The organism is Lelliottia sp. WB101 (genome assembly GCF_003051885.1).
Classification (GTDB): Bacteria; Pseudomonadota; Gammaproteobacteria; order Enterobacterales; family Enterobacteriaceae; genus Enterobacter; species Enterobacter nimipressuralis.
Window position 1 is genome coordinate 160197 of record NZ_CP028520.1, and the last position, 24463, is coordinate 184659.

At 54.6% G+C, this 24463-nt stretch carries 21 protein-coding genes; 3 read left to right on the forward strand and 18 right to left on the reverse strand.

From position 1 onward, the window contains the following. Positions 1-39: 39 nt before the first annotated feature. From ftsA to leuO, 18 genes are all read right to left on the reverse strand, one after another. Complete coding sequence (ftsA, locus tag DAI21_RS00730) at positions 40-1296, reverse strand: cell division protein FtsA (protein ID WP_095280777.1); 1257 nt, start codon at positions 1294-1296, stop codon at positions 40-42. Next, positions 1293-2135: a cell division protein FtsQ gene (gene ftsQ / locus DAI21_RS00735; protein WP_100777620.1), complete on the reverse strand. Its 843-nt coding sequence runs from the start codon at positions 2133-2135 to the stop codon at positions 1293-1295. The genes ftsA and ftsQ overlap by 4 nt, the downstream gene beginning before the upstream one ends. Before the next feature lies 1 nt (position 2136). Then, positions 2137-3057 carry a D-alanine--D-alanine ligase gene (locus DAI21_RS00740; protein ID WP_107702257.1) on the reverse strand — a complete coding sequence of 307 codons (921 nt, stop codon included), beginning with the start codon at positions 3055-3057 and terminating at the stop codon, positions 2137-2139. Beyond that, positions 3050-4525 carry a UDP-N-acetylmuramate--L-alanine ligase gene (murC, locus tag DAI21_RS00745; protein ID WP_107702258.1) on the reverse strand — a complete coding sequence of 492 codons (1476 nt, stop codon included), beginning with the start codon at positions 4523-4525 and terminating at the stop codon, positions 3050-3052. The genes DAI21_RS00740 and murC overlap by 8 nt, the downstream gene beginning before the upstream one ends. 58 nt (positions 4526-4583) lie before the next feature. Then, complete coding sequence (gene murG, locus DAI21_RS00750; RefSeq protein WP_107702259.1) at positions 4584-5648, reverse strand: undecaprenyldiphospho-muramoylpentapeptide beta-N-acetylglucosaminyltransferase; 1065 nt, start codon at positions 5646-5648, stop codon at positions 4584-4586. Beyond that, entirely contained in the window at positions 5645-6889 is a 1245-nt protein-coding gene (gene ftsW / locus DAI21_RS00755) for a cell division protein FtsW (RefSeq protein WP_102104595.1), read from the reverse strand. Before ftsW ends, murG begins: the two co-directional genes overlap by 4 nt. After that, positions 6889-8205, reverse strand: a complete 1317-nt coding sequence (gene murD / locus DAI21_RS00760) for a UDP-N-acetylmuramoyl-L-alanine--D-glutamate ligase (protein ID WP_100777625.1) — start codon at positions 8203-8205, stop codon at positions 6889-6891. The genes ftsW and murD overlap by 1 nt, the downstream gene beginning before the upstream one ends. A gap of 2 nt (positions 8206-8207) precedes the next feature. Next, the gene (mraY, locus tag DAI21_RS00765) at positions 8208-9290 is read right to left on the reverse strand and encodes a phospho-N-acetylmuramoyl-pentapeptide-transferase (protein WP_095280770.1); all 1083 of its coding nucleotides are present in this window, start codon (positions 9288-9290) and stop codon (positions 8208-8210) included. Next, positions 9284-10642: a UDP-N-acetylmuramoyl-tripeptide--D-alanyl-D-alanine ligase gene (murF, locus tag DAI21_RS00770; protein ID WP_107702260.1), complete on the reverse strand. Its 1359-nt coding sequence runs from the start codon at positions 10640-10642 to the stop codon at positions 9284-9286. The genes mraY and murF overlap by 7 nt, the downstream gene beginning before the upstream one ends. Continuing rightward, complete coding sequence (murE, locus tag DAI21_RS00775; protein WP_100777627.1) at positions 10639-12126, reverse strand: UDP-N-acetylmuramoyl-L-alanyl-D-glutamate--2,6-diaminopimelate ligase; 1488 nt, start codon at positions 12124-12126, stop codon at positions 10639-10641. Before murE ends, murF begins: the two co-directional genes overlap by 4 nt. Next, complete coding sequence (locus tag DAI21_RS00780) at positions 12113-13879, reverse strand: peptidoglycan glycosyltransferase FtsI (RefSeq protein ID WP_100777628.1); 1767 nt, start codon at positions 13877-13879, stop codon at positions 12113-12115. The genes murE and DAI21_RS00780 overlap by 14 nt, the downstream gene beginning before the upstream one ends. Positions 13880-13894: 15 nt before the next feature. Next, positions 13895-14260: a cell division protein FtsL gene (gene ftsL / locus DAI21_RS00785; protein WP_014068894.1), complete on the reverse strand. Its 366-nt coding sequence runs from the start codon at positions 14258-14260 to the stop codon at positions 13895-13897. Then, positions 14257-15198: a 16S rRNA (cytosine(1402)-N(4))-methyltransferase RsmH gene (gene rsmH, locus DAI21_RS00790; RefSeq protein ID WP_100777629.1), complete on the reverse strand. Its 942-nt coding sequence runs from the start codon at positions 15196-15198 to the stop codon at positions 14257-14259. Before rsmH ends, ftsL begins: the two co-directional genes overlap by 4 nt. 2 nt (positions 15199-15200) lie before the next feature. Next, entirely contained in the window at positions 15201-15659 is a 459-nt protein-coding gene (mraZ, locus tag DAI21_RS00795) for a division/cell wall cluster transcriptional repressor MraZ (RefSeq protein WP_107702261.1), read from the reverse strand. A gap of 601 nt (positions 15660-16260) precedes the next feature. Beyond that, a complete protein-coding gene (gene cra / locus DAI21_RS00800) occupies positions 16261-17265 on the reverse strand; it encodes a catabolite repressor/activator (protein ID WP_100777631.1) in 1005 nt (334 codons plus the stop codon). Between the two features lie 180 nt (positions 17266-17445). Continuing rightward, positions 17446-17937 (reverse strand): acetolactate synthase small subunit, encoded by a 492-nt coding sequence (gene ilvN / locus DAI21_RS00805; RefSeq protein ID WP_100777632.1) that lies wholly within the window; start codon positions 17935-17937, stop codon positions 17446-17448. Then, entirely contained in the window at positions 17937-19661 is a 1725-nt protein-coding gene (ilvI, locus tag DAI21_RS00810; RefSeq protein ID WP_107702262.1) for an acetolactate synthase 3 large subunit, read from the reverse strand. The genes ilvN and ilvI overlap by 1 nt, the downstream gene beginning before the upstream one ends. Before the next feature lie 383 nt (positions 19662-20044). Further along, positions 20045-20989 carry a transcriptional regulator LeuO gene (gene leuO / locus DAI21_RS00815; protein ID WP_100777634.1) on the reverse strand — a complete coding sequence of 315 codons (945 nt, stop codon included), beginning with the start codon at positions 20987-20989 and terminating at the stop codon, positions 20045-20047. A gap of 633 nt (positions 20990-21622) precedes the next feature. Here leuO and leuL point away from each other — a divergent pair. The 3 genes from leuL to leuB all read left to right on the forward strand — a co-directional run bounded on the left by leuL (position 21623) and on the right by leuB (position 24462). Then, complete coding sequence (gene leuL, locus DAI21_RS23445; protein WP_100777635.1) at positions 21623-21709, forward strand: leu operon leader peptide; 87 nt, start codon at positions 21623-21625, stop codon at positions 21707-21709. A gap of 90 nt (positions 21710-21799) precedes the next feature. After that, positions 21800-23371, forward strand: coding sequence for a 2-isopropylmalate synthase (gene leuA, locus DAI21_RS00825; protein WP_100777636.1), 1572 nt, complete (start codon positions 21800-21802; stop codon positions 23369-23371). Then, on the forward strand, positions 23371-24462 hold the full coding sequence (leuB, locus tag DAI21_RS00830) for a 3-isopropylmalate dehydrogenase (protein ID WP_100777637.1): 1092 nt from the start codon (positions 23371-23373) through the stop codon (positions 24460-24462). Before leuA ends, leuB begins: the two co-directional genes overlap by 1 nt. Position 24463: the final 1 nt, after the last annotated feature.

Here is a 24463-nt window from a genome sequence, read left to right on the forward strand (position 1 = left end):
TCGCCTGAGACCGCTAATTCTCTCCGGTCTCTTTAAAAATTAAAATTCTTTTCTCAGCCAGGAATTGAGTCGTTTGACCCAGGAACCGACCGACGTACGTTTTTCCACTTCCGCTTCACCACTCAAATGGGACTCTTTCCCGTAGTGCAGCAGGCCCACGGCCGTTGAATAATACGGCTCCTGAGCGTAATCCGTTAACCCGGTAATATTCAGCGGCGCACCAATACGAACTTGCGTATGGAACACTCGCTGGGCACAGGCGGCAAGACCTTCAATTTGCGCTGCACCACCGGTTAATACAATCCCCGCCGCGAGATGGTGTTTCACACCCTGCTGACGAAGCTGTTCTTGTAACTGTAAAATCTCTTCGTTGACGAGATTGAGCAGCTCGGTATAACGCGGCTCAATCACCTCTGCCAGCGTCTGACGCTGCAGACTGCGCGGCGGACGACCGCCCACGCTTGGCACTTCAACGCTCTCATCTTTGCCGACGATGGAGCCTAATGCACAACCATGGCGCACTTTAATCGCCTCTGCATCGCTCGGAGGCGTACCAAAGGCGTAAGCGATATCGCTGGTCACGACATTCCCGGCATAAGGGATGACTTTAGTGTGACGCAATGCACCGCCCGTATACACGGCCATATCCATTGTACCACCACCGATATCAACCACACAGACGCCCAATTCACGTTCGTCTTCAGTCAGAACCGAGTAGCTTGCTGCCAGTCCTGCAAAAATAAGTTGGTCAACTTTCAGGCCACAACGTTCAACAGCTTTGACGATGTTTTTCGCCATGTCGTTGTGACATGTGATCAAGTGCACTTTTGCCTGCATACGCACGCCGGAAAGACCGACCGGGTTTTTGATACCTTCCTGGTAGTCGATCGCATATTCCTGCGGAATCACGTGCAGCACGCGGTGTTCATCGCGCACGCGCACGGATTTAGCTGTGTGCACTACGTTTTCAACGTCTTCCTGCGTCACTTCCTCTTCAGAAATCGGCACCATCCCGATTTCGTTCTGGCAGCTAATGTGCTTACCAGAGAGGGCCAGATAGACGGAGGAAATCTGGCAATCTGCCATTAATTCTGCCTGATCGATGGCGCGCTGTACGCATTTCACCACCGACTCGAGGTCGTTTACCCCACCTTTATCCATACCACGGGACGGGCAACTGCCCACACCAATGATATTGACCATACCGTCGGGCAGAACTTCCCCTACTAAAGCGGCAACCTTAGCGGTGCCAATCTCCAGTCCAACTACCAGTTTTCTGTCCGTCGCCTTGATCATTGTTGTTCTGCCTGTACCTGTGCCTGATTCTGTTGCTGATTAGGTTCCTCAACCGGAGCCGGTACCCAACCGACTGCTGCGCCTGAGTCATAGCGCAAATCAACGTAGCTTATCCGTTTGCCGTCGGTCTGCGCCTGCTGCTGTAAAACGGGGTACAGTTCTACAAAACGCGCCAAACGCTTCATCGTGTCGCCGCGACCAAGATTGAGCTTAATCCCATTCGTCAACGTCAGCTGCCAGGAGCGGCGAGCCGTCATTGACGCATCTTTTAACGCAAATCTGTCCTTAGCCAGCACCTGCCCCATCTCGCGAAAACCTTGTAGCACTTCGTTTTCACTGCCTTCCGGGCCAGACAACATCGGTAAACTTTGCTTGCTGACACGATCTGCCGGGACGCTGAACGAATTTCCGTCTACGTCGACCATATGCTGATCATTCCAACGCGCAATGGGCACATATTCAACCAGATGAATCTTCAATTCATCAGGCCATTGCTTTCTGACGCTCGCCTGTTTTATCCACGGCAGACGTTCAATCTGGCTCTGGATAATGTTGACGTCCTGGGTCATGAAAGTGCCAGGCGATCCCAGCGCAAGGATCGACTGGCGGATATCATCGTTACGCGTGTAGTGACGCTCGCCGGTAACCACCAGTTTTGACAGCGGTAACCGTTGCGCATCTTCCATCCAGCCCAACACCATCCAGCCGCTGATAAACACGGTACACAGCACACCGAGCAGGAACAGGATCCCTGCAAGACGCGTTCCATTACTCCGTCCTGAAGAAGAATATTCTTCCTCTTCTTCGCGGTTGCGCGTGTTTAGTGCAGCCTGCGACATATCAGCCCGCCTGGTCCAGAATACGTACGACTAACTGCGAGAAGCTCATGCCCGCCTGACGCGCCGCCATCGGCACCAGGCTGTGGCTGGTCATACCCGGTGAGGTATTCGCTTCCAGCAGGTAAAATTCTCCGTCGCTGTCCTGCATCACATCGATGCGTCCCCAGCCACGGCAACCCAAAACAGTCCAGGCTTTAAGCACCAGGTCCTGTAAATCTGCTTCACGTTCTGCTTCCAGACCACTTGGGCAGAAATATTGCGTCTCATCAGAGAGATACTTCGCTTCATAATCATAGAAGGTTCCAGCGGGTTGGATACGAATTGACGGCAAAATTTCTTCGCCGAGCATCGCCACGGTAAATTCCGGACCGCTGAGCCATTTTTCAATCAGAACTTCTTCATCATGTTGAAAAGCCAGTGCTAACGCCTGGGTTAAATCACCAGCTTGATCAACTTTGGACATACCGACGCTTGAGCCTTCACGGCTGGGTTTGACAATAACTGGCAAACCCAACTGCGCAATGCGCACATTGACGCTCTCATCAACGCCCGCTTCAAACTCGCGGCGCGTCAGCGCAACCCATGGCGCAACGGGTAAACCCGCGCCCTGCCACAGTAATTTACTGCGTAATTTGTCCATGGAAATGGCGGAGGCCATTACACCACTGCCGGTGTAAGGCAAACCGATTAAATCCAATAGCCCTTGCAGCGTACCGTCTTCACCGCCACGACCGTGTAAAGCGATAAAGACTTTATGAAACCCCATCTCCTTGAGACGGGTGATGTCCGTCTCTTTAGGATCTACCGGGTGGGCGTTGACTCCCCCCTCACGCAGACCTGCCAGCACGGCGGCGCCGGAGTTCAGCGAGACGTCACGCTCAGCAGAGGTTCCGCCAAAGAGGACCGCAATCTTATCAGCCATTGCGTTCATCCTCTGAGGTTTGCGGCGTCAGTTTGATTTGCGCTAAGTTACGCGCGATTTTGCCGATATTTCCCGCGCCCTGAATCAGAATCAAATCGTTGCCGGTCAGCACTGGCGCCAGAATTTCAGCCGCCTGAGCCGGATCGGATACCAGAATCGGGTCTACCTTACCGCGTCCGCGTATCGTACGACACAAAGAACGGCTGTCCGCGCCCGGAATCGGAGTTTCACCCGCTGAATAAACATCCAGCATCAGCAGCGTATCCACCTGCGATAGCACGTTTGCGAAGTCGTCATAAAGATCGCGCGTACGTGTGTAGCGGTGTGGCTGGAAAATCATCACCAGATTTTTGTCCGGCCAGCCCGCACGTGCCGCCTTAATGGTTGCATCCACTTCTGTCGGATGGTGACCATAGTCATCCACCAGCATCGCGGTACCTGCTTTGCCGTTTACCGGCTCCAGCGGGAATTCACCGAGGAAGTCAAAACGACGCCCTGTGCCCTGGAAACCTTCCAGCGCGTGTAAAATCGCCTCGTCCTCAATGCCCTCTTCAGTGGCGACAGCCACCGCAGCCGCAGCATTGAGCGCGTTGTGGCGTCCCGGTGCATTCAGGGTAACGCGCAGCAGCGGTTTGTCCTGACGTGCCAGGGTGAAATGCCCCTGCGCACCGATTTGCGTGTAATCTTCCACCCGCACGTCCGCATCTTCGCTGAAACCGTAAGTCGTAATCTGACGACCCACGCGCGGCAGCAATTCACGAATCACCGGATCGTCCACACACATCACCGCACGACCATAAAACGGCAAATTGTGCAGGAAATTAATAAACGTCTGCTTTAAATTTTCGAAGTCGCCCTGGTAGGTATCCATATGGTCGGCTTCGATGTTGGTGACAATCGCCACCATCGGCTGCAGATGCAGGAACGACGCGTCGCTCTCATCCGCTTCAGCAATGAGATAACGGCTGTGGCCCAGACGCGCATGAACGCCCGCCGCTTTTACCAGACCACCGTTAACGAAGGTCGGATCAAGACCGGCTTCTGCATAAATACTGGAGACCATCGCCGTGGTCGTTGTTTTACCGTGGGTACCCGCAACGGCAATACCGTGACGAAAACGCATCAGCTCAGCCAGCATCTCTGCGCGTCGAATCACCGGGATACGCGCTTCGTGCGCGGCAACTATCTCCGGGTTGTCAGAAGAGATTGCGCTTGAGACCACAACAACACTCGCATCGAGTACGTTTTCAGGACGATGGTTGAAATAGATGGTCGCCCCAAGCGACGCCAACTGTTGCGTAACAGGGTTCGGCGCCAGATCGGAACCGCTGATCTGGTAACCTTCGTTCGCTAAAACTTCGGCAATACCGCCCATACCTGCGCCGCCGATGCCAACGAAGTGGATGTGCCGGACGCGACGCATCTCGGGCACGATTGAACGCAGTTTCGCCAGTTGTTGTGTATTCATTCTCTAACCGCCATCGATACTTCTAAAAATTCGTGCAACGCAAAACGCGCTGCAAGGGTTAAGCCTTTGCTGCCAGGCTCACTTCATTTGCCACCCGCTCGGTCGCATCCGGAATAGCCGTCGCGCGTGCGCGTTCGGCCATCTCCAGCAGAGTCGCTCTGTTCCAGCCCGCGAGGGTGGTAGCGACGGCGTCTGCGGTAAACTGTGGCTGTTCAAAAATCTTTGCGGCACCCGCTTTCTCAAGCGGTAACGCATTCCAGTACTGCTGGCGATCTTTGTGCTGAAAAGGCACAAACACTGCTGGCAATCCTGCTGCGGCGATTTCACTCACCGTCAGTGCGCCGGAACGGCACACCACGACATCGGCCCAGGCATAGGCCGCTGCCATATCGTCAATAAATTCAGTAACCTTATGCTGCGACTGACCGGCTTCGGCATACGCCTGTTCGACCATTTGCTGCGCACCTTTTCCGCTCTGATGCCAGATCGTCACGCTATCGCCCAGTTTTGCCGCCACTTGTGGCAGGGTCTGGTTCAAAATCCGCGCGCCCTGAGAGCCGCCGACAACCAGTACCCGCACCGGGCCTTCGCGCCCGATCAGGCGTTCCTGCGGCAACGTCAGTGCCAGCACATCCACGCGTACCGGATTACCCACTACGTCTGCGTCAGGAAACGCTCCCGGGAAAGCCTGCATCACTTTGGTGGCAATTTTTGCCAGCCATTTGTTGGTCAGCCCGGCGATACCGTTCTGCTCATGGAGCACAACCGGAATCCCAAGCGACCAGGCCGCCAGCCCACCCGGCCCGGAAACATACCCGCCCATACCCAGCACCGCATCAGGCTTAAAGCGCTTCATGATTGCGCGCGCCTGACGCCAGGCATTGAAGATACGCACCGGAGCCAGCAGCTGCGCTTTGATGCCTTTGCCACGTAAGCCTGAAATCCGAATAAAGTCGATCTCGATACCGTGCTTCGGCACCAGATCGGCTTCCATGCGATCGGCGGTTCCCAGCCAGCGCACTTGCCAGCCTTGATCCATTAAATGGTGCGCAACCGCAAGCCCCGGGAAAACATGTCCGCCGGTACCGCCTGCCATCACCATTAACCGCTTCGGTTGATTCATCGTGAACCTCGTGTAAACGCCTGGGCTTTTTCCAGACGCGTCTCATAATCTATACGTAACAAGAACATAATCGCCGTCGACATAATCAACAGACTCGAACCACCGTAACTGATCAACGGCAACGTCAGGCCCTTCGTCGGCAGCATACCTGCTGCGGCGCCAACGTTGACCAATGCCTGGAAGCTAAACCAGATACCAATTGAGCAGGCCAGGAAACCTGAGAAGCGGTGATCGATTTCCAGCGCTTTTCGGCCAATCGACATAGCACGGAAAGCGACGAAGAATACCATTAAAAGTGCCAGTACCACACCGATATAACCCAGTTCTTCCCCAATAATGGAGAAGATGAAGTCCGTATGCGCCTCGGGCAGATACTCCAGTTTTTGAACTGAATTGCCTAAACCCTGGCCCCACACTTCGCCGCGACCAAAGGCCATCAGAGACTGAGTCAGCTGATAACCGCTGCCGAACGGATCTTCCCAGGGGTTCCAGAAAGAGGTCACACGGCGGATACGATACGGCTCGGCGAGGATCAGCAGGACCACGGCCGAGATGCCCATGCCGATAATCGCGATGAACTGCCACAGCTTGGCACCCGCCAGGAACAGCATCGCCAGCGTGGTGACGAACAGCACCACCACCGTACCGAGGTCCGGCTGCGCCAGCAGAAGCACTGCGAGAACCAGAATCACACCCATCGGTTTTAAGAAGCCGCGCAGGTTATTTCGCACTTCATCAACCTTGCGCACAAGGTAGTTAGCGAGATAACAAAATAGCGACAGCTTGGTGAATTCCGCAGGCTGAATACGCAGCGGGCCAAAGGCGATCCAGCGCGATGCACCGTTAACGGAGCTACCCACCACCAGCACGATCAACAGCATAATAATGGAGGCGATCAGCATTGCGGTACTGTGGCGCTGCCAGAACTCCATCGGCAGACGCAGCGTAATCAGCGCCAGGCAGAATGCCAGGATGATGTACAAACCGTCACGCTTGGCGAACAGGAAAGGATCGTTCGCCAGACGTTGCCCAACGGGCATCGAAGCCGAGGTCACCATGATAAAACCGACGGCCGCCAGACCCAGCGTGAACCACAGGAGCGCACGGTCGTACATGACCAGGCTGTCGGAATCTTTCGTCCGCGAGCCCATCACCCAGCCTTTCAGCGCCGCAAACAGCCAGCCCAGGATTCGGGACCCCGGCATGCGCGGCATTCTCAGGCGAGGGAGAGATAAACGCATCAGCCTAACTCCCTCGCGAGGCGGGTAAACAGATCACCACGCTGTTCGAAATTCTTAAACTGGTCGAGGCTGGCACATGCCGGAGAGAGCAGCACCATATCACCCGGCTTAACCTGAGGCGCGATGAGGCGGATAGCCTGTTCCATCGTTTCAGTTTGTTCAGCAATTTCCGGGCGCAGCTCCGCCAGCTCAGCGCCGTCACGTCCAAAGCAGTACAGGCGGATGTTATCGCTCATCAGATACGGTTTCAGGGACGAGAAATCCGCCGATTTTCCATCGCCGCCCAGCAACAGATACAGCGTGCCATCGACGCGTAATCCTTTCAGTGCAGCTTCGGTGCTGCCCACGTTGGTTGCTTTTGAGTCGTTAATCCAGCGCACGCCGTTGTGCTCCAGCGCCAGCTGGAAGCGGTGCGCCAGACCGGTAAAGGTTGTCAGCGCTTTGAGGCTGGAGGCACGCGGTAAACCTGCGGCATCAGCCAGCGCCAGCGCCGCGAGCGCGTTGGTGTAGTTGTGCTGCCCGGAAAGAGTCATCTCTTTCACGTTCAACACTTTTTCGCCCTTCACACGCAGCCAGGTTTCGCCCTGCTGGTGATTCAGGTGATAGTCACCCATATTCACGCCAAAGCTGATGCAGCGTTCGTCCGCACCACGCACCGGCATGGTCAGCGCATCGTCCGCGTTTACCACACAGACTTTCGCATTTTCATAGACACGCAGTTTGGCCGCGCGGTACTGCTGCAGGCCAAACGGATAGCGATCCATATGATCTTCAGTCACGTTCAGGATCGTGGCTGCCACGGCCTGCAGACTAGAGGTGGTTTCCAGCTGGAAGCTGGACAGTTCAAGCACATACAGCTCGCGAGCCGGATCGAGCAGCATCAGTGCAGGCAGGCCAATATTGCCACCGACGCCGACGTTAACGCCCGCCGCTTTCGCCATATCGCCGACCAGCGTCGTAACCGTACTTTTGCCGTTAGAACCGGTAATCGCCACAATCGGCGCCTGAGCTTCACGGCAAAACAGTTCGATATCGCCGACAATTTCAACGCCCGCATCTGCTGCCGCGCTTAATGACGGATGCGCCAGCGCCATACCAGGGCTGGCGACAATCAGATCGGCATCGAGCAGCCAGGTATCATTCAGACCACCAAGGTGGCGTTCAACCTGTTCTGGCAGCTTGTCCAGACCAGGCGGAGAAACACGCGTATCCATCACACGCGGCGTAACGCCGCGCCCGAGGAAAAAGTCCACGCAGGAAAGGCCCGTAAGGCCTAACCCGATGATAACGACTTTTTTACCCTGGTAATCTGCCATGATTAACGTACCTTCAGCGTGGCCAGGCCAATCAGGACCAGCATCAGCGAAATAATCCAGAAGCGCACAATCACGCGCGGTTCCGGCCAGCCTTTCAGTTCATAGTGGTGGTGGATCGGCGCCATGCGGAAGATGCGCTGACCGCGCAGCTTGAAGGAGCCGACCTGCAAAATTACCGAAAGGGTTTCAACCACAAACACGCCGCCCATAATCACCAGCAGGAACTCCTGACGCAGCAGTACGGCGATAATGCCGAGCGCGCCGCCCAGGGCCAGCGAACCGACGTCGCCCATAAAGACCTGCGCCGGATAGGTGTTGAACCATAAGAAACCGAGGCCCGCGCCGACAATTGCCGTGCAGACAATCACCAGCTCACCGGCGTGACGCAGATAAGGAATGTGCAGGTAGCTGGCAAAGTTCATGTTACCGCTCGCCCATGCCACCAGCGCAAAACCACCGGCGACAAACACGGTTGGCATAATCGCCAGGCCATCAAGACCGTCGGTCAGGTTAACGGCGTTACCCGTTCCGACAATCACGAAGTAGGCCAACAGGATGTAGAACAGGCCCAGCTGCGGCATCACATCTTTGAAGAACGGGACCACCAGCTCGGTCGCCGGCGTGTCTTTCCCTGCCAGATAGAGCGCAAATGCCACGCCGAGGGCAATGACCGACATCCAGAAGTATTTCCAGCGGGCAATCAGGCCCTTGGTGTCTTTGCGCACCACTTTGCGATAGTCATCGACAAAACCGATAATGCCGTAGCCGATAAGAACGGTCAGCACGCACCAGACGTAAGGGTTTGACGGGTAAGCCCACAGCAGAACAGAAACGACAATAGCGGTGAGGATCATGATCCCACCCATAGTCGGCGTGCCGCGTTTGCTGAAGTGTGATTCCGGACCGTCGTTACGCACGACCTGGCCAAAGGAGAGTTTTTGCAGACGGGCGATCATGCGCGGGCCCATCCACAAAGAGATGAACAGCGCGGTCAGCAGGCTGACGATGGCGCGAAACGTCAGATAGGAAAAGACGTTAAAGCCTGAATAATATTTGACCAAATGTTCGGCCAGCCAAACTAACATGTTCCGTTCTCCTGTAATGCGTGCACGACCTCTTCCATGGCGGCACTACGTGAACCTTTCACTAAAACCGTCACAATTTGGTGTTCTTTAACAAGCGTTTTAAGGCGCTCAATCAGCGCTGTTTTTTCTGCGAAATGCTCACCGACACCGCTCGCCTGGCTAATTGCCTGGCTCAGCGTCCCGGCGCTCAATACCCGATCGATGCCAGACGCTTTCGCCGCTTCACCGACCTGGATGTGGCAGGCTTCGCTCTCAACACCGAGCTCAGCCATGTCGCCCACCACCATCACGCGGTAGCCCGGCATCTCTGCCAACACCTGCACAGCGGCAGTCATGGAACCGACGTTAGCGTTGTAAGAGTCATCCAGCAGCAGTTTGTTTTCTGCGAGCTGTACCGGGAACAGACGCCCCGGCACCGCTTTCAGATTCGCAAGACCGGCTTTGATCGCCTCATGCGTGGCACCCACCGCCATCGACAGCGCGGCAGCCGCCAGTGCATTAGCGATGTTGTGGCGTCCAGGCAGTGGCAGTAAAACGTCCACGCCACCCGTCGGGGTCTGCAGCGTAAATTCGGTCCCGTGAGAGGTCACGTGGATGTTGGTCGCGGTGAAATCGCTGTTGGCCGCATTTGGCGAGAAACGCCAGGTTTTGCGAGAACCAATCACGCTTTTCCAGTTCAGCCAGTCGTTGTTATCGGCATTCATAATGGCGATGCCGTCTTTCGGCAGACCGGTGTAGATCTCACCTTTGGCTTTTGCGACGCCTTCCAGCGAGCCAAAGCCTTCAAGATGTGCGGCGGCGAGGTTATTCACTAACGCCGCTTCAGGACGCGTCAGGCCGACGGTCCAGGCAATTTCGCCCTGGTGGTTGGCGCCTAATTCGATCACGGCGTAATCGTATTCTTTCGTCAGACGCAGGAGCGTCATCGGTACGCCGATATCATTGTTCAGATTGCCTGCGGTGTAGAGCGTGTTGCCGCACTGGCTCAGAATGGCCGCCGTCATCTCTTTTACAGAGGTTTTACCGGAAGAGCCGGTCAGTGCCACAACGCGTGCCGGAACCTGCTGACGCACCCAGGCCGCCAGCTCGCCAAACGCCAGACGGGTGTCTTTCACCACAATCTGCGGCAGGTCGATATCCAGCTTACGGCTGACCAACAGCGCGCCGGCCCCGTTTTCTTTCGCCTGATCGGCAAAATCATGGGCGTCGAAGCGCTCGCCTTTCAGCGCCACAAACAGACAGCCCGCAGTGATTTTGCGGGTGTCGGTAGTTACGGCATCAATAGTCAGATCCTGGCCCAGCAGCTCGCCCTTGAGTAAAGAAGCAGCCTGGCTTAGCGTTAAGCTAATCATGCCACCACTCCCAGCAGGCGTGCCGCTGTGACGCGATCCGAGTAATCCAGGCGACGTGCGCCGACGATCTGGTAATCTTCGTGGCCTTTACCGGCGAGTAGCACGACGTCGTTCTCTTTAGCCTGCATGATGGTATTCGTCACCGCTTCAGCACGGCCTTCCATCACACGTGCACGCCCGGCATCAAGCATACCCGCGAGAATATCGTTGATAATCGCGCGCGGCTCTTCGGTACGCGGGTTGTCATCTGTCACCACCGGAATATCCGCGAACTGCTCGGCAATCGCGCCCATCAGTGGACGCTTACCTTTGTCTCGATCGCCACCACAGCCAAACACGCACCATAGTTTACCGGTGCAGTGCAGACGGGCCGCCTGCAGCGCTTTTTCCAGCGCATCCGGGGTGTGAGCGTAATCGACGACAACCGTTGGTTTGCCCGGTGCGCTAAACACTTCCATGCGGCCACAAACGGGTTGCAGACGCGCGGCGGTTTTCAGCAGATCGGCCAGCGGATAACCCAGCGCCAGCAGCGTCGCCAGCGCCAGCAGCAGATTGCTGACGTTAAAGGCGCCCATCAGGCGGCTTTCGATTTCGCCTTCGCCCCAGGTGGAGTCAAAGCGAATGGTTGCGCCGCTATCGTGATACTTCACGTCCGTCGCTTTCAGCCAGCGGCCATGACAGTTCGGATTAATATGGTCTTCCATCGACACAGCCACCGCATCCGGCAGCTTAGCCAGCCAGCGGCGGCCCACTTCATCATCGGCGTTAACAATCGCCTGACCGCAGTGGTGCGTGGAATAAAGCAGCCATTTCGCAGCTTCGTAGCTTTCCATGTCGCCGTGATAATCAAGGTGATCGCGGCTCAGGTTGGTAAAGACCGACGCCGCAAATTTCAGGGCGGCCACGCGGTGCTGGACCAGACCGTGAGAAGAGACTTCCATCGCAGCAAAGGTCGCGCCCTGCCCTGCCAGACCGGCAAGTACATGCTGCACGTCTACCGCAGAGCCGGTGGTGTTTTCCGTCGGGTTTACTTTGCCCAACAGACCGTTGCCAACGGTACCCATTACTGCACTGGTTTCACCCAGCAGCTCGGCCCACTGCGCCATCAGCTGCGTGGTGGTGGTTTTACCGTTGGTGCCTGTGACGCCAACCAGACGCAGCCGATCGGACGGCTCATCATAAAAACGTCCCGCAAGGGCCGAGAGACGCTCGTTTAACTGGCTGAGATAGATGACCGGTACGCCGTGCATTTCACGGACTTCGCCGTCGGTTGCCTCATCTTTTGCCTCAGCAATAATGGCAGCTACACCTTGCGCTATCGCCTGCGGGATATACCGACGCCCGTCCGCCTGATGACCGACTACTGCTACAAAAAGATCGCCCGACGCAGCCATACGGCTGTCGAGTACCATCTCCCGCAGTTCTCGCGCGGGCAGCGTTTGCACCCACGGAGCAAGAAGGTCGCGCAAATTACGATCTGCCACCTGTTCCCTCGCCTTGATTAGTTACAAATTCATTTTTATCGCCCGTGGCCAGCGCATCAGGCTCGATGTTCATGGTGCGTAATACACCGCCCATGATGGCACCGAACACTGGCGCGGAGACGGCGCCGCCGTAGTATTTACCCGCCTGTGGATCGTTAATGACGACCACCAGCGCAAAACGCGGATTGCTGGCAGGCGCGACGCCTGCGGTGTAAGCAATGTATTTGTTGATGTAGCGGCCGTCTGGCCCCACTTTTTTCGCGGTACCGGTTTTAATCGCGATGCGATAGCCCTTGATGGCGGCTTTTACGCCACCGCCGCCCGGCAGGGCGACGCTCTCCATCATGTGCACGACGGTACGCACGGTGGCTTCCGGGAAGATACGCTCGCCGGGAACCGGTGGATCAACTTTGGTAATCGACAGCGGGCGATAGACCCCGTAGCTGCCAATCGTTGCGTAGACTCGCGCTAACTGTAACGGCGTTACCATTAGCCCGTAGCCGAAAGAGAAGGTGGCCCTCTCTATGTCAGACCACCGTTGTTTTTGAGGATATAAGCCACTGCGTTCTCCGACCAACCCCAAATTGGTCGCCTTTCCTAGCCCAAAACGTGAGTAAGTCTCTACTAACGCTGAGGACGGCATCGCTAACGCCAGCTTTGAAACACCGACGTTACTCGACTTCTGCAAAACCCCGGTCAGGGTCAATTCGCTGTAACGCGCCACGTCTTTGATTTCGTGACCGTTAATTCGGTAAGGGATCGTATTCAGAACGGTATTTTCGTTGACGATGCCACGCTGAAGCGCAGTCATCACCACCATCGGTTTGACGGTCGAACCAGGCTCGAAGACGTCAGTGATGGTACGGTTACGCATCACATCTTTTTGCGTCCCCGTCAGGTTATTTGGGTTATAGGACGGGCTGTTGGCCATCGCCAGCACTTCACCGGTGCTGACATCCACCAACACGGCGCTGCCGGATTCGGCTTTGTTGAACGCCACGGCGTTGTTCAGCTCGCGGTAAACCAGCGCCTGCAGACGTTCATCGATACTCAGGGCCAGGTTGTGCGCGGCCTGGCTGTCGGTTGAGGAGATATCCTCAATCACGCGGCCATAGCGATCTTTACGCACCACGCGCTCACCCGGCTGACCCGTTAGCCATTTATCAAAGCTCTTTTCGACCCCTTCGATCCCCTGGCTATCAACGTTGGTGAAGCCAATGAGGTGAGCGGTCACTTCTCCCGACGGGTAATAACGGCGTGATTCTTCGCGCAGATGGATGCCCGGCAGTTTCAGTTTTTTGATGTAATCGGCCATATCAGGGTTCACCTGACGCGCCAGATAGATAAAGCGCCCTTTCGGGTTTGCGTTAACGCGGGCCGCCATCTGATCGAGCGGCATTTTCAGCGCGTCTGCCAGCGCCTTCCAGCGGTTGTCGAGGGTCACGCCCCCGGCGTCATGCAGCTCTTTCGGATCGGCCCAGATCGCTTTCACCGGCACACTGACCGCCAGCGGGCGACCGGAACGGTCAGTGATCAGCCCGCGCGAAGTGGAGACCTCCTGCACGCGCAGGGATCGCATGTCGCCCTGACGCACCAGCATGTCCGGTGCAATAATTTGCAACCACGCCGCACGGCCCAGCAGGAACACCAGCGCCAGTAAAATACAGCCACAAAGCAACGCAAAACGCCAACTCACAAAGTTGGCCTGTTCTTCCTGACGTTTCGGTTTTTGCGTTTTCGCCGCTGCTCTCATGCGTCGCGTGTTCCCTTATTTTTGTACTACGATATTTTCCTGCGAAGGATCAACATGCTGCAGCTGCAGCTTTTCCGTTGCGATCCGTTCAACCCGGCTGTGATCGCCGAGCGCGTTTTCTTCAAGAATCAGGTTTCGCCATTCGATATCCAGCGCATCGCGTTCCAGCACCATCTGCTCGCGTTGCGCGGTCAATAAACGGGTATGGTGCGCGGTGGTCACCACCGTCACAGCCGTCACAATGATGCAAATGAACAGGCAGAGTGGCAGCTTCCCAAACCGCAAGAGATCGTCGCCGATCACGCCAGGCAAGGCATGGCGCTCGTTGCTTCCTAACGATCCTTTAACCTTGCTTAAGGTCTCTGTCACTCTGCTGATCATGCGTTCGTCCTCTCTGCAATGCGCAGCACTGAACTACGGGCACGTGGATTCTCTGCCACCTCTTCTTCGCCCGGCATCAACTTGCCTACTACTCGCAACTGACGGCCACCCAGCTTCCTGAGTTGCTCTTCCGTCATCGGCAGTCCAGCGGGCACCTGAGGACCGCGGCTTTGTTCACGCATAAAGCGCTTCACAATACGGTCTTCCAGCGAGTGGAAGCTGATGATGGATAGCCGCCCACCTGGGGCCAGCACGCCGAGCGAGCTTTTTAGCGCCTGCTCTATCTCCTCCAGTTCACTGTTTACCCAGATGCGCACCGCCTGGAAGGTACGGGTCGCGGGATGTTTGAATTTGTCTTTGACCGGCGTTGCCGCGGTCACAACTTCTGCCAGCTCTTTGGTACGCGTCATCGGCTCGATGCGGTTACGCTCCACGATGCCGCGCGCGATACGCTTGCCGAAACGCTCTTCGCCGAAGGTTTTGATCACCCAGGCGATGTCAGCTTCGTCGGCCGTTTGCAGCCATTCCGCCGCAGACTGACCGCGAGTCGGGTCCATACGCATATCCAGCGGCCCGTCACGCATAAAGGAAAAACCGCGTTCTGCATCATCAAGCTGTGGTGAAGAGACGCCAAGATCGAGAAGAATGCCGTCGATCTTGCCCGTCAGGCCGCGCTCGGCGACATAGTCCGCCAACGCAGAGAAAGGTCCATGGACGATGGAAAAGCGTGGATCATCGATGGTCTTCGCCACGGCAATTGCCTGCGGATCGCGATCGATTGCCAGTAAGCGGCCTTCCGCTCCCAATTGGGAGAGGATCAAACGCGAGTGACCACCGCGACCAAAGGTTCCATCGATATAGATGCCATCAGGACGAATATTCAGGCCGTTAACAGCCTCATCCAGTAGCACCGTTGTATGTTTATAATTTTCCATCATATTTATAGAGACAAGTCCTGCAATCGATCCGACAACACTGCGGAATCAGACTGCTCAGCGTCGATATCTTCCTTGACCTGTTGATACCAGGTCGTTTCATCCCACAGTTCAAACTTGTTGAACTGCCCGACCAGCATCACTTCTTTTGTCAGACCCGCATGCTGGCGCAACACAGGCGCTATCAATAATCGCCCTGCGTTATCCATCTGACATTCACTGGCATGTCCCAATAACAACCGCTGTACGCGGCGTTCCTGCGGATTCATGCTCGACAGTCGCGACAGCTTTTGCTCAATAATTTCCCATTCGGGCAAGGTGTAAAGCAGCAGGCAGGGGTGGTTGATGTCAATGGTGCAAACCATTTGACCAGACGCGTTTTCGATCAGCTGATCGCGATATCGGGTTGGTACCGATAAACGCCCTTTGCTGTCGAGATTGACCAACGCCGCCCCACGGAACATGCCAGCCTCACCCCTTATCACCACTTTAACCCACAAATTCCCACATAAAGGAGTTTACGGAGCGAAGGAAAAGCTTGTCAAGCCAGGACTACCGCGATACAGGACGGAAAGCCCCCTATTTACGGACATAACCCAACTTGATTAATTACTGCACAACTGGCGAGGCAAAATTAACGTCATGAATATTTGTAAGAAAAAAAACAGATATGCATTCGAATGTTAAAAATCACTCCATACCACCACGGGCAAATATAAAGTGTCAGTTTGCGACGCGGGCGGCATTTTAAGACATTACGCACGGGGATAACAGCGCCAGATTCACCGGAGAAGCGTGAATACACAAGACCTGGCACGCAGGTGGGCATCAAAGAAGAAAAAATGGCTGATAATTCAGCATGAGAGGAGGCTTTGTAACAAAACAATACAAAAAAGAGTGCTTACTGTTGCCGAAATAACCTTAAAAAGCCTCCGATGAATGCGATATGAATTAATAAGAATAGCAGGCTATGAATCTTAGAGAATTATCCTAATTTTAGTCCGGATATTATTTGCCGTGATAATGAGAAACAATCAGGGCAGTTGACCTGCCCTAAAATGATAATTAACGACGATTCAATACACCGCGTCGATAGAGATTACGTTTGATACGCGTCAGCCCTGGTTTTGGCTTGCGCGGTTCATCCAGACTCGCCAGCACAATCTCCAGTACGCGCTCAGCCACGTCACGATGACGCTGGGCTACGGCCAGCACCGGACACTGCAGGAAATCGAGCAGTTCGTTATCCCCAAAGGTCGCAATAGCCAGCTCAGAAGGGAGTTTCCCTTCGCGGCGCAGCGTCACGTCCATCACGCCCTGTAACAGCGCGAAAGAGGTAGTGAACAACGCCTGAGGCATCGGGTGCGTCTCGAGCCATTTCTCAAACAGCTGCGCCGCGGCTTCGCGCTCGTAGCTGTTAGCGTAGAGATAGTGCACTTCACGCGGATCGTCTTTCCAGGCAGTACGGAACCCCTGCTCGCGCAGGAAGCTGACGGACAGCTCCGGCAGCGCGCCAAGGTAGAGCACGGTTTCTGCCGGGAAGGTACGCAGCTCGGCGGCCAGCATCTCGGCATCATCCTGATCGGCGCCCACGACGCTGGTGAAGTGCTCGCGGTCCAGCGCACGATCCAGCGCGACGATCGGGAACGAGCCATTCGCCCAGCGCTGATAGAAAGGGTGCTCTGGTGGCAGAGAGGTGGAAACAATGATCGCGTCGACCTGGCGCTGAAGCAGATGCTCAATGCAGCGCATCTCGTTATCGGGCTGATCTTCCGAGCAGGCGATCAGCAGCTGATAGCCACGCTGGCGCGCCTGACGTTCGAGATAGTTCGCAATACGGGTGTAGCTGGTGTTTTCCAGATCCGGAATAACCAGACCAATAGATCGGGTGCGCCCGGCACGTAGCCCGGCCGCAACAGCATTCGGATGGTAGTTATGCTCACGAACCACCGCCATGACTTTTTCAACGGTTTTGTCGCTAACACGGTACTGCTTTGCTTTACCGTTAATCACATAGCTCGCCGTAGTTCGTGACACGCCGGCTAGCCGGGCGATTTCATCCAGTTTCACAATTGCCCCTTAAACGAAATAAAAGAGTCCATGGCCTTGTCAGGTTTATGGTTATATCTTTTAACATCTAAACGCAGAATAGAAGTTGCGGCAACCGCTTTTCTCTCCCTTAGGGTCCGTTTAGGCAAAAAAAAACCCGGCTTTGCAGACCGGGTCGAAAGAGGCGAACTTTTTTGACGACTAACGCATAATTTTATCGCCGCGAGACAAGCCCACGACACCCGAGCGCGCCACCTCAACAATTTTGGCGACATCACGCACGGAGGCCAGAAACGCATCGAGTTTATCGCTGGTTCCGGCAAGCTGAACAGTATAGATAGAAGGCGTCACGTCGATGATCTGCCCACGGAAAATATCCGCGTTGCGTTTGACCTCCTCGCGTCCGTATCCGCTGGCCTGAATTTTGACCAACATCACTTCGCGCTCAACGTACGCCCCCTGCCCTAATTCACTCACTCGCAGCACATCCACTAATTTATGCAGCTGCTTTTCAATTTGCTCAAGGACTTTCGCATCACCCACGGTCTGAATGGTCATCCGCGACAGCGTCGGATCGTCCGTCGGTGCCACGGTCAGGCTTTCAATGTTGTAACCGCGCTGGGCGAAAAGCCCAATGACGCGCGATAACGCGCCCGATTCGTTTTCCAGAAGAACAGATAATATCCGGCGCATCAGGTTCTCTCCGTTTTGCTCAACCACATTTCATCCATACCGCCGCCGCGAATATGCATCGGGTAGACGTGCTCCGTCCCATCGACGATCACATCCACAAAGACCAGGCGGTTGTTCCTGACGTGCTCCAGCGCTTCGCCGAGCTTCGCTTCCAGTTCATTCGGATCGCTGACACGCATGCCGACGTGGCCATAGGCTTCCGCCACGCGAACAAAGTCCGGCAGCGATTTCATGTAGGACTGGGAGTGACGACCGGAATAGATCATGTCCTGCCACTGCTTCACCATGCCCAGGTAGCCGTTATTCAGATTCAGGACCAGCACCGGGAGATCGTACTGCAAGGCGGTAGAAAGCTCCTGAATATTCATCTGGATACTGCCATCACCGGTCACACATACGACGATCTCATCCGGGAGCGCCAGTTTGACGCCCAATGCAGCAGGCAGCCCGAACCCCATGGTGCCCAGACCGCCGGAGTTTATCCAGTGGCGCGGTTTATCAAACGGGTAGTAGAGGGCGGCAAACATCTGATGCTGGCCCACATCCGAGGTGACGTAGGCATCCCCTTTTGTCAGTCGCCAGATCGTTTCGATCACCGCCTGCGGCTTAATGTGTTCGCTTTGCGTGTCATATTTCAGGCATTGACGTCCACGCCACTGCTCAATCTGCTGCCACCAGTCGCGAATATCATCCAGCGGCTGCACGGCAGGCTCTTGCGCCAGCAGATCCAGCATCTGTTCCAGCACCTGCAGCGCATCGCCGACAATCGGCACATCGGCAGGCACCGTTTTGGAAATCGAGGTCGGGTCGATATCAATGTGCAGCACCGTCGCATTCGGACAGTACTTCGCCAGATTGTTGGTGGTGCGATCGTCAAAGCGCACGCCGACGGCAAAAATCACATCGGAATTATGCATGGTCATATTGGCTTCATAGGTGCCATGCATACCCAACATACCCAGCGCCTGACGATGCGTGGCCGGAAAAGCGCCCAGCCCCATCAACGATGAAGCCACAGGCAAGTTTAATTTTTCGATTAATTCGCGCAGCTGCGTGTGACAGTGGGCATTCACCGCACCACCGCCGACATAGACCACCGGTTTTTTCGCCGCAATCAGCGTTTGCAGCGCACGTTTGATTTGGCCTTTATGCCCCTGGGTCGTTGGATTATAGGAACGCATGCTCACGGAATCGGGCCAGACGTAAGGCAGTTTATTGGCCGGATTCAAAATATCTTTTGGTAAATCAACTACCACAGGACCAGGACGTCCACTGGCCGCCAGCCAGAAGGCTTTTTTCAGCACGCCTGGAATGTCTTCCGTTTGTTTGACCAGGAAGCTGTGCTTCACCACCGGTCGGGAGATCCCCACCATGTCGCACTCCTGAAAGGCGTCGTAACCTATCAGCGAGGTGGCAACCTGTCCGGATAAAATGACCAGTGGGATGGAATCCATGTAGGCGGTTGCAATGCCGGTAATGGCGTTGGTTGCCCCAGGCCCTGAGGTGACGAGCACCACGCCCACCTCTCCGGTGGCACGTGCCAGACCATCAGCCATATGCACAGCGGCTTGCTCATGACGCACCAGCACATGATCGATACCGCCGACGGTGTGTAACGCATCGTAAATATCGAGGACCGCGCCTCCGGGATAGCCGAATACTTGCTTGACGCCCTGATCGATAAGTGACCGGACGACCATTTCGGCGCCAGACAACATCTCCATGGTTTGCCTCCAGGCTTCTTGTTATAGACGAACAGAGGAATTCATTTCCTCGCCGTCTTGCTTTCCAGGGTTTCCCCTGTCTTTCATTTTTGCAGAGTGACCTTCACCTTAACCGCTCCCCATGAGGCAGGCAATCAGCAAACGGAGGCAGGAAAAGAGGCGCAAAAGCAGAATACACAGGCATTATGACAAGATATGGTGAATTCCACTGGAATACACTTTTGTGATGATGGTTCATCGCTTAAATAGGCGGGGAATCAGTAATTCATCTATTTTTGCATGGAAAAAAGCGAAAGGAAAAATTCAATTCAGAATAAAATACTACCCATTAAAAAAATAACAGGATAAACCGGATGCATTGCACCGATTTATCCTGATGTGGATTAGCGCCGACAAACACTGACTAACAGCTCTTCCATCCACTGATGGCCTTTATCTCGCCCGGCCGCTTCGTGCCACGAAAGATAACACGTTCGGCTATTGAGCTTCAGCGGCAGCGATAATATTTGCAAATTAAGCTGGGCAGAGAATTCTTCCGCCAGCCAGCGCGGAGCAATAGCAACAAGTTGAGTCTGCGAAACAATATTTAATACGCTCACCATGGCCATCCCCTGATACGCCACGCAGGCTTGTTTATCCGGTGTGTCATACCACGGCTGGCTAAATGACGCATATCTGTCGAGTGCCACAACCGCGTGCTGCTCATTATAAACATCATTTTCCAGTAATGGCCCGTTGATGCGCGGGTGAGATTTACTGGCGACTAACACCATTTCATCGTTAAACAGCGGCACACAAGAAAACTCCGGACGGCGAAACTCTTCGTAACCCAGAACAAATTCCGTTTCCTGATACCGTAACTGATGTTCAGTATTGTGGTTTAAGGAGGACTTAAAAATGAGATGAATATTTGGAGCTATTTCTTCCACTTTATTATAGATAACGGAGGTCAGATAATTATCCAGCGGACTGCACACGCAGAGATGAAAAACGCGCTCGCTGCTTAAAGGTTCGAAACCGGACCCCGGCAGCTCATTCTGCACCAGTTGTAACGCCTGGCGAACAGACGCAAAAAGCTGATAAGCCCTTGCCGTAGGCTGGATGCCGCGGCCATATCGCACGAATAGCTCGTCGTTAAACATTAGCTTCAGCCTGGCGACGGCATTACTCACTGCAGGCTGGGACATTCCCAACGCCTGTGCGGCTCTGGTAATATTTTGTTCCTGCATAACAGCATCAAAAACGGTTAATAAGTTAAGATCCACCGTACGTAGCTGAGGCCTGTTTGCTTCAATGGCGTGAGGCCGTTCATTTGTTTTTTCTAACATATCTAACTCCACTGTCACGCTAAACTCCCTTTGACTTGGCGCAATAATAACTTTTAAAAATATTATTTATCATGCAGATAAAACCAGACAAAGAGAAAAGTTTAAAATTCGGAATATATAAACACTCACGCCAAATAACAGGTGCAGGTATACACAAGCTCAAGCGTTAAAAATTTAAAAGTAATAACTAAAACATTAGGAATGGAATGAAACCATAAATCCAATGAATAAACAACAAGCCTACAGGTAAACAATTATTTAAGTTTTCTTAAACTAATCCATCCTATCAACGGTTGTCCGTTAACATGTCATTATCATTGCTTGATCTTCATTCACCATTACCGCAACCAGACAGAATCCAACCTAATGATTTCAATGGATTTAATAACCACGCCCTTTAAATTCCAGAAAATAATTAATTGAAACCAATTATATTAAATTTATTCCGGAAACGGTTTTAAAGTCCAAAATTAGACAATTTAAATAACGCCGTAGGGAAAACCTAGCACAATACGCTAAAGAACCATGACCACAGTTATCATGGATCGCGGGCGTTTTTTGCCTCAGGGGTTGACTTGATTCCGCATATCCAGTACCACTAAAAGCATAACGCATTCATCTGGAGCCTGATTCATGATTCGTACCGTTCGTTTCCTCAGCCTACTACTACTAAACGCATCCACTGTGCGCGGTAGGCTGGCGGGCGAAATTCAACGTTGAATCGTCTCCGGTAAACAAAAAACCCGCGCCATTGCGCGGGTTTTTTTATGCTCGTAGCAAGGCGCCCCAGGACAGACAAGGACCAAACCCATGAGCCAGCAAGTCGTTATTTTCGATACAACTTTACGTGACGGTGAACAGGCGTTACAGGCAAGCCTGAGTGTGAAAGAGAAACTGCAGATTGCGCTGGCCCTGGAACGTATGGGTGTCGACGTAATGGAAGTGGGCTTCCCGGTCTCTTCACCGGGTGACTTTGAATCCGTCCAGACCATTGCGCGCACCATCAAAAACAGCCGCGTGTGTGGTCTGGCCCGCTGTGTCGAGAAAGATATCGACGTGGCCGCCGAATCCTTGAAAGTGGCTGAAGCCTTCCGAATTCACACCTTTATTGCCACCTCCCCGATGCACATCGCAACCAAACTGCGTAGCACCCTGGATGAAGTGATCGAACGTGCGGTGTACATGGTGAAACGCGCCCGTAACTACACCGACGACGTCGAATTCTCCTGTGAAGATGCTGGCCGCACGCCGATTGCCGATCTGGCCCGCGTAGTAGAAGCCGCGATTAACGCGGGTGCCACTACTATCAACATCCCGGACACCGTCGGTTACACCATGCCGTTCGAGTTCTCCAACATCATCACCGGGCTGTATGAACATGTGCCGAACATTGATAAAGCCATTATTTCTGTCCATACCCACGACGATTTGGGCCTGGCCGTGGGCAACGCCATTGCCGCAGTCCACGCCGGGGCTCGCCAGGTGGAAGGCGCCATGAACGGCATCGGTGAACGTGCCGGTAACTGTTCACTGGAAGAGGTGATCATGGCGATCAAAGTGCGGAAAGACATCATGAATGTGCAGACCCGCATTAATCACAACGAAATCTGGCGCACCAGCCAGACCGTCAGCCAGATTTGCAACATGCCTATCCCGGCGAACAAAGCGATTGTCGGCACTGGCGCCTTCGCCCACTCCTCCGGTATTCATCAGGACGGCGTGCTGAAGAACCGTGAAAACTACGAAATCATGACTCCGGAATCCATCGGTCTGAATCAGGTGCAGTTGAATCTGACCTCCCGCTCTGGCCGTGCGGCGGTGAAACACCGTATGGAAGAGATGGGTTACAAGGAAAGCGACTACAACATGGATCACCTGTACGACGCGTTCCTGAAACTGGCCGATAAAAAAGGTCAGGTCTTCGACTACGACCTGGAAGCGTTAGCCTTCATCAATAAACAGCAGGAAGAGCCAGAGCACTTCCGTCTGGATTACTTCAGCGTGCAGTCCGGCTCCAGCGATATCGCGACCGCCTCGGTCAAACTGGCCTGCGGCGATGAGGTTAAAGCCGAAGCCGCCAACGGTAACGGCCCGGTAGATGCGATTTATCAGGCGATCAACCGCATCACCGACTACAACATCGAGCTGGTCAAATACGATTTGAGCGCCAAAGGTCACGGCAAAGATGCGCTGGGTCAGGTCGATATTGTTGTCACTTATAACGGCCGTCGTTTCCACGGCGTTGGCCTGGCGACAGATATCGTCGAATCCTCAGCCAAAGCCATGGTGCACGTCCTGAACAACATCTGGCGCGCCGCAGAAGTCGAGAAAGAGTTACAACGCAAAGCTCAGAATAAAGAGAACAATAAGGAAACCGTGTAATGTCGAAGAATTACCATATTGCTGTGTTGCCGGGCGATGGCATTGGCCCGGAAGTGATGACACAAGCCCTGAAAGTCCTGGAAGCAATCCGCGCCCGTTTCGCGATGAAAATCACCACCAGCCACTACGATGTGGGCGGTATTGCGATTGATAACCACGGCACCCCGCTGCCGAAAGCCACCGTTGAAGGCTGCGAAAACGCCGATGCGGTCCTGTTTGGCTCCGTCGGTGGCCCGAAATGGGAACATCTGCCACCCGCAGAGCAACCTGAGCGCGGTGCGCTGCTGCCGCTGCGTAAGCATTTCAAACTGTTCAGCAACCTGCGTCCGGCGAAGCTGTATCAGGGGCTGGAAGAGTTTTGCCCGCTGCGTGCCGACATTGCCGCCAACGGCTTCGACATTCTGTGCGTGCGCGAATTAACCGGTGGGATCTACTTCGGCCAGCCGAAGGGCCGCGAAGGCAGCGGTCAACACGAGAAAGCATTCGATACCGAGGTTTATCACCGTTTTGAAATCGAACGTATTGCCCGCATCGCGTTTGAATCTGCGCGCAAACGTCGTCACAAAGTGACCTCTATTGATAAAGCCAATGTCCTGCAATCCTCGATTCTGTGGCGCGAAATCGTCAATGAAATCGCCAAAGAGTACCCGGATGTGGAGCTGGCGCACATGTACATCGACAACGCCACCATGCAGCTGATCAAAGACCCGTCGCAGTTCGACGTGCTGCTGTGTTCCAACCTGTTCGGCGATATTTTGTCCGATGAATGCGCGATGATCACCGGCTCCATGGGCATGCTGCCCTCTGCCAGCCTGAACGAAGAGGGCTTTGGCCTGTACGAGCCTGCGGGCGGTTCCGCGCCGGATATCGCCGGTAAAAATATCGCTAACCCGATTGCACAGATCCTCTCCCTGGCCCTGCTGCTGCGTTACAGCCTGGACGCGAACGACGCGGCCGATGCAATCGAAAGCGCCATCAACCGCGCATTAGAAGAAGGTATCCGCACGGGCGATTTAGCGCGCGGCGCGGCGGCCGTCAGTACCGATGAAATGGGCGATATCATTGCCCGCTATGTCGCTGAAGGGGTGTAAT

Coding starts and splice junctions, on each gene's coding strand:
- leuB (WP_100777637.1), top strand. CDS start 23,371: ATGTCGAAGAATTACCATATTGCTGTGTTGCCGGGCGATGGCATTGGC.
- rsmH (WP_100777629.1), bottom strand. CDS start 15,198: ATGATGGAAAATTATAAACATACAACGGTGCTACTGGATGAGGCTGTT.
- leuL (WP_100777635.1), top strand. CDS start 21,623: ATGATTCGTACCGTTCGTTTCCTCAGCCTACTACTACTAAACGCATCC.
- mraZ (WP_107702261.1), bottom strand. CDS start 15,659: ATGTTCCGTGGGGCGGCGTTGGTCAATCTCGACAGCAAAGGGCGTTTA.
- murD (WP_100777625.1), bottom strand. CDS start 8,205: ATGGCAGATTACCAGGGTAAAAAAGTCGTTATCATCGGGTTAGGCCTT.
- murF (WP_107702260.1), bottom strand. CDS start 10,642: ATGATTAGCTTAACGCTAAGCCAGGCTGCTTCTTTACTCAAGGGCGAG.
- DAI21_RS00780 (WP_100777628.1), bottom strand. CDS start 13,879: ATGAGAGCAGCGGCGAAAACGCAAAAACCGAAACGTCAGGAAGAACAG.
- murG (WP_107702259.1), bottom strand. CDS start 5,648: ATGAATCAACCGAAGCGGTTAATGGTGATGGCAGGCGGTACCGGCGGA.
- ilvN (WP_100777632.1), bottom strand. CDS start 17,937: ATGCGCCGGATATTATCTGTTCTTCTGGAAAACGAATCGGGCGCGTTA.
- murC (WP_107702258.1), bottom strand. CDS start 4,525: ATGAATACACAACAACTGGCGAAACTGCGTTCAATCGTGCCCGAGATG.
- ftsA (WP_095280777.1), bottom strand. CDS start 1,296: ATGATCAAGGCGACGGACAGAAAACTGGTAGTTGGACTGGAGATTGGC.
- DAI21_RS00740 (WP_107702257.1), bottom strand. CDS start 3,057: ATGGCTGATAAGATTGCGGTCCTCTTTGGCGGAACCTCTGCTGAGCGT.
- ftsW (WP_102104595.1), bottom strand. CDS start 6,889: ATGCGTTTATCTCTCCCTCGCCTGAGAATGCCGCGCATGCCGGGGTCC.
- ftsL (WP_014068894.1), bottom strand. CDS start 14,260: ATGATCAGCAGAGTGACAGAGACCTTAAGCAAGGTTAAAGGATCGTTA.
- leuA (WP_100777636.1), top strand. CDS start 21,800: ATGAGCCAGCAAGTCGTTATTTTCGATACAACTTTACGTGACGGTGAA.
- mraY (WP_095280770.1), bottom strand. CDS start 9,290: ATGTTAGTTTGGCTGGCCGAACATTTGGTCAAATATTATTCAGGCTTT.
- leuO (WP_100777634.1), bottom strand. CDS start 20,989: ATGTTAGAAAAAACAAATGAACGGCCTCACGCCATTGAAGCAAACAGG.
- ilvI (WP_107702262.1), bottom strand. CDS start 19,661: ATGGAGATGTTGTCTGGCGCCGAAATGGTCGTCCGGTCACTTATCGAT.
- ftsQ (WP_100777620.1), bottom strand. CDS start 2,135: ATGTCGCAGGCTGCACTAAACACGCGCAACCGCGAAGAAGAGGAAGAA.